This is a genomic window from Dactylosporangium sucinum (assembly GCF_014647515.1).
GTDB classification, from domain to species: Bacteria; Actinomycetota; Actinomycetes; order Mycobacteriales; family Micromonosporaceae; genus Dactylosporangium; species Dactylosporangium sucinum.
This window is the reverse complement of the sequence record NZ_BMPI01000015.1, coordinates 129,054-142,486: the sequence shown is the minus strand read 5'-3', so window position 1 is coordinate 142,486 and position 13,433 is coordinate 129,054. Positions and strand designations below refer to the sequence as shown.

The window sequence follows — 13,433 nt, the reverse complement described above, 5'->3', positions numbered from 1 at the left end:
TCGTGGCTCGGGGTCTGTGCCCGCGTCCGGAGCCCGCAACTCGCGCCGCGGTGCGTAGCCGGGTCAGTCGGGGGCTGGGCAGACGACGACCGGGCGGGTGGATTTGTGGACCAGCCTGGTCGACGTGCTGCCGAGCAGGGCCTCGGTCAAGCGGCGGTGGCCGTGGCGGCCCACCACCAAGCCTGGGGCATTGTGCTCCTCCGCTACCCGCAACAGCGTGTCCGCCACCGACAGGTCGTCGGCCACCGCCAGGCCCTGCGCCGATGTATAGCCGGACTCCCTTGCCAGCTGGGCGCCTCGCTGGGCAGTCTGTTGCATGGCCTCCCGCAGGCGGTGCTCCGCCTCCGTGGCCGCGCGGAAGTCCACTGCCACTGGGGCTATGTCGAAGCCCATGATGGGGAGGGTTGCCGCCTCGAACGCCCGGCCCGGCTCCCATACCGTGACCACCAGCGCCGGATGCGAGCCCAGCAATCCGGCCGACTCGCGGATCGCGCGCTCGGCCGCCTCGGAGCCGTCGTAGCCGATGATGACGGGCGCCACCACCACAGCCTAACCACGCCGGCGTCGCGGCAGGAGCAGCGGCAGGGGTATCCGAGGGTGGAGAACCGCGTCGCCCGGATGACATTGGCGGTCTACGCCGGCGGCGCCGGCCACGGGACTTCTGTGCGGCTTCCGGACCCGCCTCTGAAGCGATGCTTCGCAGTTCGTGCGGCACATTCCCCGGCCGGCCCCAGACCGCGACAGGGGAAGACACGGAAGGCGGGCGAGCGTGGAGGCGGCGGAGCGGGTCGCTTGTGAGAACCTCGCCGCCGAGGTGCTGCGCGTCTGGCGGGAGCGGCTCGACCCGGCCGGGAGCACGGAGGTGGTGCACCTGAACCCGGTGTACGACAGCGGCACCTTCGACGTGCGGCGCCTCGCGCCCGAGGTTCCCACCGTCGGGGTGCGGGACGCGGAGGACGCCGCGGCGCTCGTCGAGCTGGCCCGGTTCGGCGCCGGTACCGCCACGCTGGCCGAGCTGCGGGCGCACCTCGCCGCGCGCGTGGAACGGTTCCTGGCATGCTGACCGGGCTCACGCCGGCGCAGACGTGGGGCGCGGTCCGGCTGGTGCCGTTGCTGCGCGAGCGGCCGATGCCCGGGCTGCGGCTGCACCGGGAACTGTCCCAAGTGGACTGCGACTACGAGTACGTGCCAGGCCCGCCGCGGCCACCTCCTGTCGACGCTGGCCGCCCACGAGTGGAACCTGGACGAGACGGCTACCGCCCTCGGCACCGACCGGGCCGGGGTGGCCCAGCGGCTGGAGCGCGCCGGCTTCGCCCATTTGCTGCGGCCGGGGGCTAACCTGCAGAGATGCGGTTCGTCGTGCAGAGGCATCGGGCGCGGCGGCTCCACTACGACTTCCGGCTCGAGGTCGGCGGGGTGCTCGCCAGCTGGGCCGTGCCCAAGGGCCCATCCCTCGACCCGGCCGTGCGCAGGGCCGCGTTCCACGTCGAGGACCACCCGATGGAGTACGTCGACTTCGAAGGGGTGATCCCGGCCGGGACCTACGGCGGCGGGGACGTCATCGTCTGGGACGCGGGGGAGTGGGTGCCCTACAAGGACCCCGACCCGGCCGCGGCCATCGCCGGGGGTGAGCTGCACATCGAGCTGCACGGCCAGAAGCTGCGCGGCAAGTTCGTCATCGTGCGCACGCGCGACGACGAATGGCTGCTCATGCACAAGCGCGACGAGCACGCGGTCACCGGCTGGGACCCCGAGGACCATCCGCGCTCGGTCCTCAGCGGCCGCACGAGCGACGAGGTCGCGGCCGATCCCGACCGCGAGTGGCACTCCGGCCGGCCGGCCGACCGCGCCGCCGTCGCGCTCAAGGCGAGCCGGCAGGAGCTCGACGCCCTCGACCGGCTCGGGGCCGGCGGCACGTGGGAGGTCCTCGGGCGGCGGCTGAGGGTCACCAACCTCGACAAGCCGCTGTTCCCGGGCGATCCGCCGGTGACCAAGCGCGAGCTGCTGCGGTACACGGCGAGCGTGGCCCCGACGCTGCATCCGTATCTGCGGAACCGGGCGCTGAACCTGCACCGGTACCCCAACGGCGCGGAGACGACGGGATTCTGGCAGAAGGACCTGCCGTCCCACGCGCCGGCGTGGCTGCCGCGGTGGGAGCACGACGGGACCACGTACCTCGTCGGCGACGAACCGGCCGCGCTGGTGTGGGCGGCGAACTTCGGCGGCCTGGAGTGGCACCCGTGGACGTCCACGGTGGACGAGCCGCAGCGCCCCACGTACGCGCTGATCGACCTCGACCCCGGCGAGCGGACCCCGTGGGAAGACGTGCTGGTCCTGGCGCGGCTGCACCGCACCGCGTTCGAGCACCTGGGCGTCGCCGCGTATCCGAAGGTGACCGGCCGGCGCGGCATCCAGATCTGGGTGCCGATCGCCCGCGGCCCGGACTTCGACGCCACCCGCGCGTGGGTGGCCGAGCTGTCGAAGATGGTGGGTGCGGTGGTACCGGAGCTGGTCAGCTGGAAGTGGGAGCGCGCCGACCGGGACGGGCGGGCGCGGCTGGACTACACGCAGAACGCGATCAACAAGACGCTCGTCGCGCCGTACAGCCCGCGGCCGGCCGCCGGTGCGCCCGTCTCGGCGCCGATCGCGTGGGACGAGCTCGACGACCCGGCGCTGCGCCCCGACGGCTTCACCATCCGCACGCTTCCGGAGCGGCTGGCCGAGCGCGGGGACCTCTTCGCCGGCGTCCTCGACCACTCGCAGCGGCTGCCGCGGCTGCAGTAGCCATCGAAGCGGTACGATGCATTCGGGAGCCGCACCACCGCGCGGAACCAGCCATGAGCTGGACCGCGTGACCGGCGTGTGCGCTCCGATCGACCGGGGTGCCGCGCCGTCCATGCACCCCGATCAGTGGAGCATCCATGTATCTTTCATCCGCCCGTGCCGTGCGGTCCGGGCTCGCGGCGATCGGTGTCCTCGTCGTCGCCCTCGCCCTCGTGGTCGTCAGCCGGCCCGACTCGGCGTCCGCGCACGGCTCCGTCACCGACCCGGCCTCGCGCAACTGGGGCTGCTGGAGCCGCTGGGGCAGCGACTTCCAGAACCCGAACATGGCCAATGTCGACCCGATGTGCTGGCAGGCGTGGCAGGCCAACCCCAACACCATGTGGAACTGGAACGGCCTGTACCGCGAGGGCGTGGCCGGCAACCACCAGGCCGCCATCCCCGACGGCCAGCTGTGCAGCGGCGGCCGGACGCAGAACGGCTTCTACGCGTCGCTCGACACGGTCGGCACCTGGACGGCCTCGACCAAGCCGAACCAGTTCACGCTCACCCTCACCGACCAGGCCCAGCACGGCGCCGACTACCTGCTGATCTACATCACCAAGCAGGGCTTCGACTCCACCACGCAGCCGCTGACGTGGAACAGCCTGGAGCTGGTCAACCGCACCGGGCGCTATGCGCCGGCCCCGCAGTACCAGGCGCAGGTGAACGCCGGCAACCGCACCGGCCGGCACGTCGTGTACACGATCTGGCAGGCGAGCCACCTCGACCAGTCGTACTACATCTGCAGCGACGTCATCTTCACCGGCGGCACGGGCCCGTCGCCGTCGGCCTCGGCCTCTGCTTCGGCCTCGGCCAGCCCGTCTCCCTCGAGGAGCGCGAGCGCGTCGCCGTCGCCGTCGCGCAGCGCCAGCAGCAGCCCGCCGCCGGCCGGCGGCTGCTCGGCGTCGTACGCCAAGACGTCCGAGTGGGCGGGCGGCTTCGGCGCCAATGTGACCGTGACCGCCGGAGCCTCCGGCACGAACGGCTGGACGGTCCGGTTGACGTGGCCCAACGGGCAGACCATCACGTCGTACTGGAACGCGACCATCACGAGCAGCGGCGGTGTCTCCACCGCCACCAACGTGAGCTACAACGGCAAACTGTCGGCCGGCCAGTCCACGAGCTTCGGCTTCAACGGCGCCTGGACCGGCAGCAACAACGCTCCGACCGTCAGCTGCACCGCCACCTGACGACGGGCTGGAGGGGCGCGGGGGAGGATCCCCCGCGCCCCGGTCGCACCCGCGCGAAGTCGCGCCCGGTCGGGTCGACGGCGATCATCCGCGGCGGGTGCGTACCGGTGCGCTGCCGACGACGCGGACTGCCCCCTGAGCATCGTGCGGTAAGCTCCGGCGATCAACGACCGTGCGCGCGGGGGAGGCGGTGGCGATGAGCGGCTACTCGATGAACGTCGAGAAGCTCCAGCAGATGGTGGCCAAGATGAACGAGACGGCGACCACCTACGACAACAAGCTCAAGGCCGAGATCGCCCGGCTGCACATGCCCGGCGGCGCCTTCCCGGTGCTCGACGGCGGGGCCGCGGGCGCGTACGAAACCATGCAGACGGCCGCGGCCGACGCGAGCCTCGCCCTCACCGACGCGATCCGCGACGCGGCCTCCGCCGTGCAGAAGGTCATCGACCACTACAAGCGGATGGAAGCCGCGCACGGCCGGGCGTTCGACACCGCGCTGAACTGAGGGGGAGGACGAGATGGGGGACGGTGGCGTCTACTCCACCGGCGACGGGATCGCCACGGGCGTTCTCGACGCGATCATCATCGCGGCGGGCGGCTGGCTCGCGATCACCGCGGAGCCGTCCGGGGCCGGCGCGCTGGCGATGGCCTACGTGACGCCGGTGGCGATCATGAACATCCGCGCCTGGGCACCGTTCCAGGAGGCGGACAACGCGTGGACCTCGTTGTCGGGCTCGTTCGCGGAGATGGCGCGGGAGATCGACGTCCTCAACGGTGAGTTGGACCCGTTCTGGAAGGGCGCCGGCTCCGAGGCCTTCAAGAGCTTCATCAACACCAAGGTGATCACGCCGCTGGGCAGCCTGCAGGAGCTGTGCGAGCGGGCGTCCGACGGCTGCAACGGCGTCGCGGACTCGCTGGAGACCGTCTTCTACACCTGGCTGGGCACCACGGTCGCCGCGGCCCTGGCCTGCCTGGCCGCCGACCTCACCGGCCCGGTCTCCCCGGCCGCCAAGTGGGCGATCATCGGCGCCTGGATCACGTTCGTCACCGGCTGCCTGGTGGCCATCATCATGCTCATGCAGGGCATGCGGGCCGCGTCGAGCGCCATGGGCACCGCCATGGAGGAGCTCAAGCGCGGCTTCAAGATCGAGGGCGACAAGGTGTCCAAGGAGAGCTCGCGGATCGGTGACGACCAGCGCGACCTGATCCTCAACCCGGAGAACTGGAACAAGGAAGTTCAGGCATGACCGGTTCCGGAGCGCAGCGGAGGAGGCCGGTCATCGTGGGCTCAGTTAAGAGGTCGTGCGGCCGGAGCGGAGCGGAGGCAGCATGACCAATCCCTACCAGGCTGTTATCGCGGGTGCTAAGGGGTCGACCGGGCCCGGCGAGGAGATGGAGCTGCGCCGCGCGGCGGCGGCGATGGAGGACATCCTGTCCCGGATCACCGCGCTGCGCGACGGCGAGCACGAGGGCTGGGACTCGACCGGCACGATCCGGGCCCTGGTCCAGGGCACCGGCAAGCTGCTCAAGGTGGACATCGGGGCGCGGGCGGTCCGCGACATCCCGAGCCACGAGCTGGGCCGACACTGCATCGAGGCGATCAACGCGGCCCGCGTGCGCATCGGCGAGGCGATGCGCGAGACGCTCAGCGACCTCTCCGGCGGCGCGGTCGAGCTCGACCAGATCCCGCGCGTCGACCCGCTGACGTACTGGCGCGACAAGATGAGGGAGCTGCGCTGATGGCGATCGACTTCGACGAGCTGCTCGGCCGCTTCAACCGCATGGTCGAGGACACGGTCGAGGGCGTCCGCCGGCTGGCGGCGGAGGAGTTCGTCGGCAGCGCCGCCGAGGGCCGGGTCCGCGCGGTGGTCACCGGCGGCCGCAACCTCGTGTCGATCGACTTCGCGCCCCGGTCGACCCGCGAGATCGACAACTACACCCTCGGCGAGGCCGTGGTCGAGGCGGTCAACGCCGCCGAGGAGCAGGCCGACGAGCGCCGCCGGGAGCTGCTGCGCGAGCACCAGCCGGCCGGCTTCGACATGGACAAGTTCCTGCGCGACCCGGCCTCGTTCGTGCCGAACATCCCCACCGCCTTCGGCTCGGGGGGCCAGCGGTGAGGAGGGACAAGGCGATGGCCTCGCTCGTGTTCCTCATCCCGCTGTGGGTGCTCGGCGCCGTCATGCTCGGGTTCGGGATCGCGGGCGCGCAGGACAACTCCGACCTCTGGAGCAGCATCGTCGCGGGGACGGCGCTGTGGGTCGTGGTGACCGCCGCGCTGGTGTGGTGCGTCGTCACGATCCGCCGGGGCCGCTCCTGACCCGGCGCCACGCCTTGACGCCCAGGACGGCGACGGCGGTGCCCAGGGTGAGGGACACGACGATCAGCAGGGCGTGCACCCAGAAGAACGCGGTCGGGCGGTCGCCGGACCAGGCCCGGTCGTCGTTCCAGATGGCCAGGGCGAAGCGCGGCCAGATCAGCCAGCTCCACACGCCGACACCGACCAGGAACGCCGCCCACCGTCGCGAGATCACCACACCGCGAAGTGTGCCGCGCCTCCGGGTGCGGCGCCACCGGACCAGCCTGCCTATGGGGTTGGATTGGCGCACATTCTGTGCTCCCGGCAGGATCTCATGTGCTGCGCGATCGCCCAATTATCGGACATTTGGGAGTATTCGTCGCCCGCGCTCCGGTTGCGACGGTTCCGGGGCGAGTCTTATCATCGGGTCAGAGCTGGCACTCGCACAGCGAGAGTGCTAACGGACACCGATGTTTCGGGGGTGTTGTCACGATGCCTGTGATGCGTTGGGACCCGTTCACGGCGCTGGCCCGTCTTGACCAGGAGTTCGACTCCGTCGTCCGGCACGCGTTCGGCGCGGCTGCCCACGGGTTCGTGCCGCCGGTCGAGATGGCCACCGACGGCGCTGACGTGCTCATCACGCTGGAGATTCCCGGCGTCGACACGGCCGACGTGGACATCGAGGTCGCCGATCGGTTGCTCACGGTGAGCGGCGAGCGCAAGGACCGCTGGGCAGACCGCCGGAGCGACCTGCTGGTGCGCGAGGTGCGCTACGGGGCGTTCCGCCGGACGTTCCAGCTCCCCGAGGGCGTCACGGCCGACCAGGTCGAGGCCGAGGCCGACAACGGCATGCTCCGCCTGCGCCTCAGAGACGTCACCAGGCCGCTGCCGGCGCCGAGGAAGATCGCGATCCGGGCCGGCCGGTCACCGAGGACGATCGAAGGGACCGCGGACTAGGCCACGGTGGTCAGCCGGATGACGGTGCCGCCGGTGTGATCGCGGGGCTCGATCGTGAGCTCGTCGCACAGCCGGCTGGCCAGCCAGAGGCCGCGGCCACCCGGCTGGTCGACCGGTGGCGCCTCGCCCGGCACCACCAGCCGCGCCTCGGCGGTGCCGTGGTCGCCCACCTCGACCGTCAGCCGGGGCCCGGCGATGATGATCGTCACGTCGGCTGTGCCGCCGCCGTGCTCGATCGCGTTGATCACGATCTCGTTGACCGCGACCGTGAACAGGTCGGCCCGCTCGGGCGGCAGCCCGGCCCGGTCTGCGGCGTCGCCGACCGACCGGCGCACACCGGCGACTCCGTCCACCGTCACCGGCGGCATCGTGAGCACGTGCGACTCGTCGGCCAAGGTCTCATCCACCACATGAAATCCGGGTGCGGGCATCCCCCACGCCCGCCCAACACTATAGATTCGGCACGCCATCGGCCGATGGCGCAACTTGGGAGGCGAAGATGACCTTCTCCGTCTCGACTCGCCGCGACGGTGACACGCTCATCGTGCGGGTCGCGGGGGACCTCGACCTGGCGACCGAGGGCGAGCTCGCCGGGGCCGTCGCGGCGGCCGGCGAGGGCTACGAGGAGATCGTCGTGGACCTGGCCGAGACCCGCTTCATCGACTCGGCCGGCATCAACGCCCTGCTCAGGGGGCGTCGACAGCACGAGCGCCTCCGTGTGGTCAACGCGACCGGCATCGTGCTCGACGTCCTCAAGCTCGGTGGCGTGTGGGAGCACCTCTCGGAGCCACCGCGATGACGGCTGACGCGCCGGTCGACGGCAGCGCCGAGAAGCTGCGCCGCCTGCAGACCGTCACCGACGCCGCGCTGTCCCGGCTCGGCCTCGAGGACCTGCTCGCCGAGCTGCTCCTGCGGACCCGCGAGCTGCTCGGCGCCGACAGCGCGGCGGTCATGCTGCTCGACCCGAGCGGCAGCGAGCTCATCGCGACCGCGGCGAGCGGCCTGGAGCGCGAGGTCCACCAGGGCGTGCGGGTGCCCGTCGGGCGCGGCTTCTCCGGCACCGTCGCCGCGCGCGGCGAGCCGATGGCGATCGAGCACGTCGACCACACCAACGTCTTGAGCCCGGTCCTGCTCGCCGAGCACATCGAGTCGGTCCTCGGCGTGCCGATGGTCGTCGGCGGCCGGGTGATCGGCGTGCTGTACGTCGGCACGCACACCCACCGCCGCTTCACCACCGACGACGTCGAGCTGCTCCAGCTGGTCGCCGACCGGGTCAGCCTGGCCACCCAGGCCCGCATGTCCCGGCTCGACCGGGCGGCCGCGCTCGCGCTGCAGCGCAGCCTGCTGCCGGCCCGGCCGCCGGCGGTGCCCGGGCTGGACGTCGCCGTGCGGTACGTGCCGGGCGCCGAGGTCGGCGTCGGCGGCGACTGGTATGACGTGTTCGACCTCCCGTCGGGGCACGTCGGCATCGTCATCGGTGACGTCGCCGGCAGCGGCCTGCGTGCGGCGGTCGTGATGGGTCGCATCCGCAGCGCCCTGCGCGCGTATGCGATGGAGACCGCCGACCCGGCCGACGTCCTTACCCGGCTCGACCGCAAGGTCCAGCGGTTCGAGCCCGACGCGATGGCGACGGTCGTCTACGCCGTCGTGGACCCGGACCTGTCGGGCGTCACGCTGTCGAGCGCCGGGCACCTGCCGCCGGTGGTCGCCGCCGGGTCGGCGCCGGCCCTCGCCGAGGTGACCCCCGACCTGCCGCTCGGCGCCTACCCCGAGGCGTCGCGGCACAACACCCGGCTGCCGCTGGAGCCGGGCACGGCCCTGTTCCTCTACACCGACGGCCTGATCGAGCGGCGCGACCGGGCGCTGAGTGACGGGCTCAAGCAGCTGGTGGGCTCGGTCCGGGCGGCGCCCGCCGACACGATCTGCGCCGAGGCGATGGCGGCGCTGCTGTACGACCGGGCGCCGACCGACGACGTGGCCGTGCTCGCGGTGCGGCGCGCCTGACGGTCGCTGTGGTTGCACGGCTGGGAATGCCGCGGGGCCGAGGGCGGGCGATGCTGTGATCGCCTGCCTTCGACCCCGCCCCCCACGGTCCCGCCTCGCGCACCCCCCAGCGCACTACGGCGAGGCCGGTCAGGTATCCCCGATCATGAGGGATCAAACGCTTCGTGACCTACATCACTGGGTGAGCACCGACGAGGTGAGGGTCAGCCCGTTCAGGACCTTGATCAGCTCGGCGTCCGGGAGCTTGCCGTCGCCGACGATCTCGATCTGCAGCGAGCCGTCCGCGTTCCAGGCGTGGCAGATCGCCTCGCTCGGGCAGCGCGGGGCGTTGGGCTCGCCCGGCTTGAGCGGGTAGTTCGACTGCGAGTTCGGGATCAGGCTGATCGTGAAGCCGCCCACCGGGCCGATGCCGAAGTTCCACGGCGCCGTCAGGCCGGCCGGCTGCGGCAGCGGGCTCATGAACAGCGCGCCGCCCCTGGCCATGGCCGCCGGGTCCGGGCCGAGCAGCGTGCCCGGGTAGGCGCCGGAGCTGGCCTCGACGGCGCGGTAGCCGGCCGGGACGTACGACAGCGTGAACGGGACCCGCGCCGGGGTGGGCCCGCCGGACCGGAGACCGGCGGCGATGTCCTGCAGATCCGCGATGCTGATGCCGGACCGGTTCTGCCCGCCCCCGCCGATCAGCGTCGCCCAGGCGCCGGCGGTGTACTCCCAGGCGAGCCCCAGCCCGTGCTCGTTCGTGAACCGCAGCGCGTCGCGCCCGGCGACGGTGGCCGGCGCCGTGCCGGTCAGGGCGTCGGCGGCGAAGGCGCCCGGGCGGTACACCACGAGCTCGGCGACCGACATCGGCACCGTGGTGTCGTCGACCCGCGACGTCACGCCGTCGGCGTAGACCGGGGCCCGCTGGTAGGCGGCGCTCGCCCCGGCCGGCGCGCCGACCTTGAAGCGGCCCACCTGGTAGCCGGCGATGGTGAACTCGAACGGGCCGCTGGGCTGCGGGAAGTCCGGCAGCGGGCCGGCGGCCGGGGTCAGCGGCTCGGGCTCGCGGGCCGTGCCCAGCCGGGCGACGGCGGCCAGGCCGACCACGGCGAGGACGGCGGCCGCCGCCGAGGTGACGGCGAGCCCGGCCCGGCGGCGCCGGCGGGCCTGCTCGCCCCGCTCGACGATCTCGTCGACCGTTCGGCGCAGCGGCGGCGCATCGGACGTCGCCAGCTCCACCACCTTATACACACGCATCGGCGTGCTCCTCCACGTCTGCTGTTTCGCTGAGTTCGGTGAGTCGTTCGCGGAGCCGAGCCAGGCCGCGCGTGCCCTGGCTCTTGACGGTGCCGGGCTGGCAGCCCAGCACCTGGGCCGTTTCCTCGATGCTGAGCCCCTGGTAGTAGCGCAGATAGAGCACCGCTCGCTGGCCCGGCGGCACGGCCATCAGCGCCTGGCGGACCCGGATCCGCTCGTCGGTGGCCCCGGACGGGTCGGCCGACTCCACGTCGGGCATGGCGTCGCCGGCCGGCCGCTCCCGCCGCCACCACGCCCGGCGGGTCTCGTCGACGGCGGCACGGTACACCATCGTCTGCGCGTAGAGATCCGGCCGGTCGACCCGCCGCCACCGCGCGTACAACTTGATCAACGCGTTGGCGACGGCGTCCTCGGCGGCGTGCCAGTCGCCGCAGGTCACATAGGCCAGCGAGCGCAGCGACGCCATCCGCGCGCTGACGAACTCGCGAAACGCCCGCTGGTCGTCCAGGTCCACGGGGATAGGACGGCTGCCGGGCCGTGGAGTGTTGCACGGCCGGAGCAGGTTTCTCTAGGCTGGTCGTGGCGCCGCCGTGCGCCGTACCCCCTGACCGGTGGCCCACGCCCACCGGCGGCGCGGTGGAGAAGGTGGCCACCATGCCGTCGCGGCGTGCTTGTCTGTCGGGTCCGTCCGCATTCGTAGGCGGCGACGAGGCCCGGGAGACGGAGGAGGCAGCGGTACGGCTGCTGGCTCCGCCTCCCGGATCGTGACCTACGCGAGCGTGCAGTTCAGTGACAGGGCGCCGTCGGCGCCGGGGTAGCAGACGTTGGTGCCGGTGCCACCGAACAGGTAGTCGTACCCGGCGTCGCCGTACATGACGTCGTTGCCGGGCCCGCCGAGCAGGGAGTCCGCTCCCTGCCGGCCGCGCAGCGTGTCGTTGCCCCCGGCGCCGTCGATCGTGTCGTCGCCGGAGTACGTCGTGCACGGCGGCGGCGCGAGCACGGCGTTGGTGGACAGCAGCGGCCCGGGGGTCAGGGGGCAGGGCGTGGTGTAGTACCCGCCGTCGAGGACGTTGTTCGACCCGTTGCCGGTCAGCGTGTCGCCGGCCCCGCCGCCGGTGAGGTTCTCGATGGTGCCGCCGAGGTAGACGTCCTCCTCGTCGGTCGCCGGGTCCCCGCCACCGCCGGCGGTCAGGGACGCGGTGACGGCCGCGGTCCGCCCCACGTACGAGACGGTGTCGTTGCCGCTGCCCCCGGAGATCCAGTCGTCGCCGGGCCCGGAGTAGATGAGATCGTCGCCGGCCTCACCCGCCGCGTCCCCGGCCGCCGCCGCGGTGACGTGACCCCCGAGCCGGATGGTGTCGTTCCCGTCCCCACCGAACGCGTGCATGTTCGAGGTCGTGCGATTGTCGATGGTGTCGTTCAGGTCGTACGTCTTGACGTCGAGGAACGACGCCGAGTGCTCACAGTGGACGATCGTCTGCGACGGCGGGTACGGATACCAGCAGGTGCTCCCGTCGGGCGTGCTGAACGTGATGGGATAGTTGTCCATGAACTGGTACACGCCGGGCGCCGCGATGGTGATGCGGACGTTGTTGGCCTGGTTGAGCGCGGCCTCGTAGTGCATCTCACCGCTCATGGTGAGCGTGGCCACCGGTGGTGCGGCATGCGCGGGCGTCGCCGTCACGGCAAAGAAGCCGGCGGAGACCATGACCGCAAGCCCGAGTCGAGCTGCGGATCGCAGGACGTGACTCATCGCGCCACAGTCGCAGCGCCCCGCCGCACACGCCTGCAACTGTCAACTTCCGAACACGTGCCACGTCCTGGCCCGCCGCACGGGTCGTTCCGCGCGCCCGGCTTCACCGGCTTCAGCGGCGAAGGCGGGCGAGGGCAGCGCCGCGGGCAACCGGGTCCTTCAGCGCGACCGGCCCGTTGACCAGCGGAATCAGGGCGGCGTGCGCCGCGGCGAGCGGATCGGGCTCCAGCGCGCCGCGCAGCGCCGCGGTGAACCAGCCGAACAGGTACCCACGCTGCCGCTCGCCCTCGCTCATCCGGTGCCGATCGAGGTTCAGCGACCAGGACGCCCGTGAGGCCTCTCGCAGCCACCCGCGCACGGCCACGCCGAGCGCCGAGTCCACCGGCACCCCGGGGAACCGCTCCCCGGCCGCCGCCCGCAGCACCTCCTCCAGCCCCGCCGTACCCGCGACGCCCAGCAGCCCGGCGATGCGCCGCACCTCGGCGACCGCTACCGCCCGCAGGTCGGCCGCCCCGGCCCCCTCGACCGCCGCGTGCAGCTCCGAGTCGTCCCCGCGCAGCCGCTGGGTCGGCCGCGCGGGCGTGAACCAGGGGTCGAACTCCGCCGACAGCCACGGCTCCCGCACCGAATCCAACGAGGGCAACCAACCGGCGATCCCGGCCGCGAGCGGGAGCGCCCAGGCGGCGTCCCGCTCGTCGTCCTCCTCGGCGAACACCCCGTGGCGATCCGGCTCGGTGCCCCAGCGCCGATGCGGCCAGTCGGGGTCGAACCCGGTCACCAGCACACCGTCGACCGCATGACCGAAGCGAGCCGCCGCGTAGTCGTGCCGCAGGACGGACACCGCCTCCGTCCCCGCCGACACCGCTTCGAGCAACGTGTGCGCCGCCTCGAACCCTTCCGGCTCGAGGACAACCGCCCACCCGCCCACGTCGGTGACCGCCGCGACGGCCGGATACCCGGCGTCGAACGAGAGCCTCAGCTCCCCGATGTCACCGAGCGTCCGAGGAACAATGGTGTCCGGATACGCACCGAACCGCCGCAGCGCCTCCCGAGCGTCCACCCCGCGCACGAACGTGAGGCACCAGATCTCCCCGAGCTCCTCGTACAGCTCGCCCGCAAGCTCCCCGTCCACGCGCGCCACGATACTGCCGCACCCGGTTGGCAGTGGGCCCGTTCG

Annotated in this window: 19 protein-coding genes; 12 read left to right on the top strand and 7 right to left on the bottom strand. The window is 72.4% G+C overall.

What is annotated here, in order from left to right; genetic code table 11:
- Positions 1-63: 63 nt before the first annotated feature.
- Positions 64-540, bottom strand: a complete 477-nt coding sequence (locus tag IEZ31_RS17840) for a universal stress protein (RefSeq protein WP_190250993.1) — start codon at positions 538-540, stop codon at positions 64-66.
- Between the two features lie 229 nt (positions 541-769).
- Between IEZ31_RS17840 and IEZ31_RS17835 the strand changes: the two genes are divergently transcribed.
- From IEZ31_RS17835 to IEZ31_RS17800, 9 genes are all read left to right on the top strand, one after another.
- Positions 770-1,063 (top strand): hypothetical protein, encoded by a 294-nt coding sequence (locus IEZ31_RS17835; RefSeq protein ID WP_229835340.1) that lies wholly within the window; start codon positions 770-772, stop codon positions 1,061-1,063.
- Positions 1,057-1,338, top strand: coding sequence for an ARPP-2 domain-containing protein (locus IEZ31_RS59380; protein ID WP_373294622.1), 282 nt, complete (start codon positions 1,057-1,059; stop codon positions 1,336-1,338). The genes IEZ31_RS17835 and IEZ31_RS59380 overlap by 7 nt, the downstream gene beginning before the upstream one ends.
- Before the next feature lie 9 nt (positions 1,339-1,347).
- Positions 1,348-2,784, top strand: a complete 1,437-nt coding sequence (locus IEZ31_RS17830; RefSeq protein WP_190250992.1) for a non-homologous end-joining DNA ligase LigD — start codon at positions 1,348-1,350, stop codon at positions 2,782-2,784.
- A gap of 137 nt (positions 2,785-2,921) precedes the next feature.
- Entirely contained in the window at positions 2,922-4,013 is a 1,092-nt protein-coding gene (locus IEZ31_RS17825; protein WP_190250991.1) for a lytic polysaccharide monooxygenase auxiliary activity family 9 protein, read from the top strand.
- Positions 4,014-4,185: 172 nt separating this feature from the next.
- Positions 4,186-4,518 carry a hypothetical protein gene (locus IEZ31_RS17820; protein ID WP_229835334.1) on the top strand — a complete coding sequence of 111 codons (333 nt, stop codon included), beginning with the start codon at positions 4,186-4,188 and terminating at the stop codon, positions 4,516-4,518.
- A 13-nt stretch (positions 4,519-4,531) separates the two neighbouring features.
- The gene (locus IEZ31_RS17815; RefSeq protein ID WP_190250989.1) at positions 4,532-5,260 is read left to right on the top strand and encodes a hypothetical protein; all 729 of its coding nucleotides are present in this window, start codon (positions 4,532-4,534) and stop codon (positions 5,258-5,260) included.
- Positions 5,261-5,342: 82 nt separating this feature from the next.
- Positions 5,343-5,753 carry a YbaB/EbfC family nucleoid-associated protein gene (locus tag IEZ31_RS17810; protein WP_190250988.1) on the top strand — a complete coding sequence of 137 codons (411 nt, stop codon included), beginning with the start codon at positions 5,343-5,345 and terminating at the stop codon, positions 5,751-5,753.
- On the top strand, positions 5,753-6,130 hold the full coding sequence (locus IEZ31_RS17805) for a YbaB/EbfC family nucleoid-associated protein (RefSeq protein ID WP_190250987.1): 378 nt from the start codon (positions 5,753-5,755) through the stop codon (positions 6,128-6,130). Before IEZ31_RS17810 ends, IEZ31_RS17805 begins: the two co-directional genes overlap by 1 nt.
- Positions 6,131-6,144: 14 nt before the next feature.
- A complete protein-coding gene (locus tag IEZ31_RS17800; protein ID WP_190250986.1) occupies positions 6,145-6,330 on the top strand; it encodes a hypothetical protein in 186 nt (61 codons plus the stop codon).
- Here the strand turns inward: IEZ31_RS17800 and IEZ31_RS17795 are convergent.
- Positions 6,305-6,547, bottom strand: coding sequence for an SCO4848 family membrane protein (locus tag IEZ31_RS17795; protein WP_190250985.1), 243 nt, complete (start codon positions 6,545-6,547; stop codon positions 6,305-6,307). The two genes, IEZ31_RS17800 and IEZ31_RS17795, sit on opposite strands and share 26 nt — an antisense overlap.
- Before the next feature lie 254 nt (positions 6,548-6,801).
- Between IEZ31_RS17795 and IEZ31_RS17790 the strand changes: the two genes are divergently transcribed.
- A complete protein-coding gene (locus IEZ31_RS17790) occupies positions 6,802-7,266 on the top strand; it encodes an Hsp20/alpha crystallin family protein (RefSeq protein ID WP_190250984.1) in 465 nt (154 codons plus the stop codon).
- On the opposite strand, the gene IEZ31_RS17785 is transcribed toward IEZ31_RS17790, so the two are convergent.
- Positions 7,263-7,673, bottom strand: coding sequence for an ATP-binding protein (locus tag IEZ31_RS17785; protein ID WP_190250983.1), 411 nt, complete (start codon positions 7,671-7,673; stop codon positions 7,263-7,265). The two genes, IEZ31_RS17790 and IEZ31_RS17785, sit on opposite strands and share 4 nt — an antisense overlap.
- Before the next feature lie 92 nt (positions 7,674-7,765).
- On the opposite strand from IEZ31_RS17785, the gene IEZ31_RS17780 reads away from it, so the two are divergent.
- Complete coding sequence (locus tag IEZ31_RS17780; RefSeq protein WP_190250982.1) at positions 7,766-8,065, top strand: STAS domain-containing protein; 300 nt, start codon at positions 7,766-7,768, stop codon at positions 8,063-8,065.
- Positions 8,062-9,270: a PP2C family protein-serine/threonine phosphatase gene (locus IEZ31_RS17775; protein ID WP_190250981.1), complete on the top strand. Its 1,209-nt coding sequence runs from the start codon at positions 8,062-8,064 to the stop codon at positions 9,268-9,270. The genes IEZ31_RS17780 and IEZ31_RS17775 overlap by 4 nt, the downstream gene beginning before the upstream one ends.
- Before the next feature lie 174 nt (positions 9,271-9,444).
- On the opposite strand, the gene IEZ31_RS17770 is transcribed toward IEZ31_RS17775, so the two are convergent.
- The 4 genes from IEZ31_RS17770 to IEZ31_RS17755 all read right to left on the bottom strand — a co-directional run bounded on the left by IEZ31_RS17770 (position 9,445) and on the right by IEZ31_RS17755 (position 13,388).
- Positions 9,445-10,503: a hypothetical protein gene (locus IEZ31_RS17770; protein WP_190250980.1), complete on the bottom strand. Its 1,059-nt coding sequence runs from the start codon at positions 10,501-10,503 to the stop codon at positions 9,445-9,447.
- Positions 10,490-11,017, bottom strand: coding sequence for a SigE family RNA polymerase sigma factor (locus IEZ31_RS17765; RefSeq protein ID WP_190250979.1), 528 nt, complete (start codon positions 11,015-11,017; stop codon positions 10,490-10,492). The genes IEZ31_RS17770 and IEZ31_RS17765 overlap by 14 nt, the downstream gene beginning before the upstream one ends.
- A 255-nt stretch (positions 11,018-11,272) precedes the next feature.
- Positions 11,273-12,256, bottom strand: coding sequence for a calcium-binding protein (locus tag IEZ31_RS17760; RefSeq protein ID WP_190250978.1), 984 nt, complete (start codon positions 12,254-12,256; stop codon positions 11,273-11,275).
- 112 nt (positions 12,257-12,368) lie between these two features.
- The gene (locus IEZ31_RS17755) at positions 12,369-13,388 is read right to left on the bottom strand and encodes a DUF6461 domain-containing protein (RefSeq protein ID WP_190250977.1); all 1,020 of its coding nucleotides are present in this window, start codon (positions 13,386-13,388) and stop codon (positions 12,369-12,371) included.
- Between the last annotated feature and the right edge of the window lie 45 nt (positions 13,389-13,433).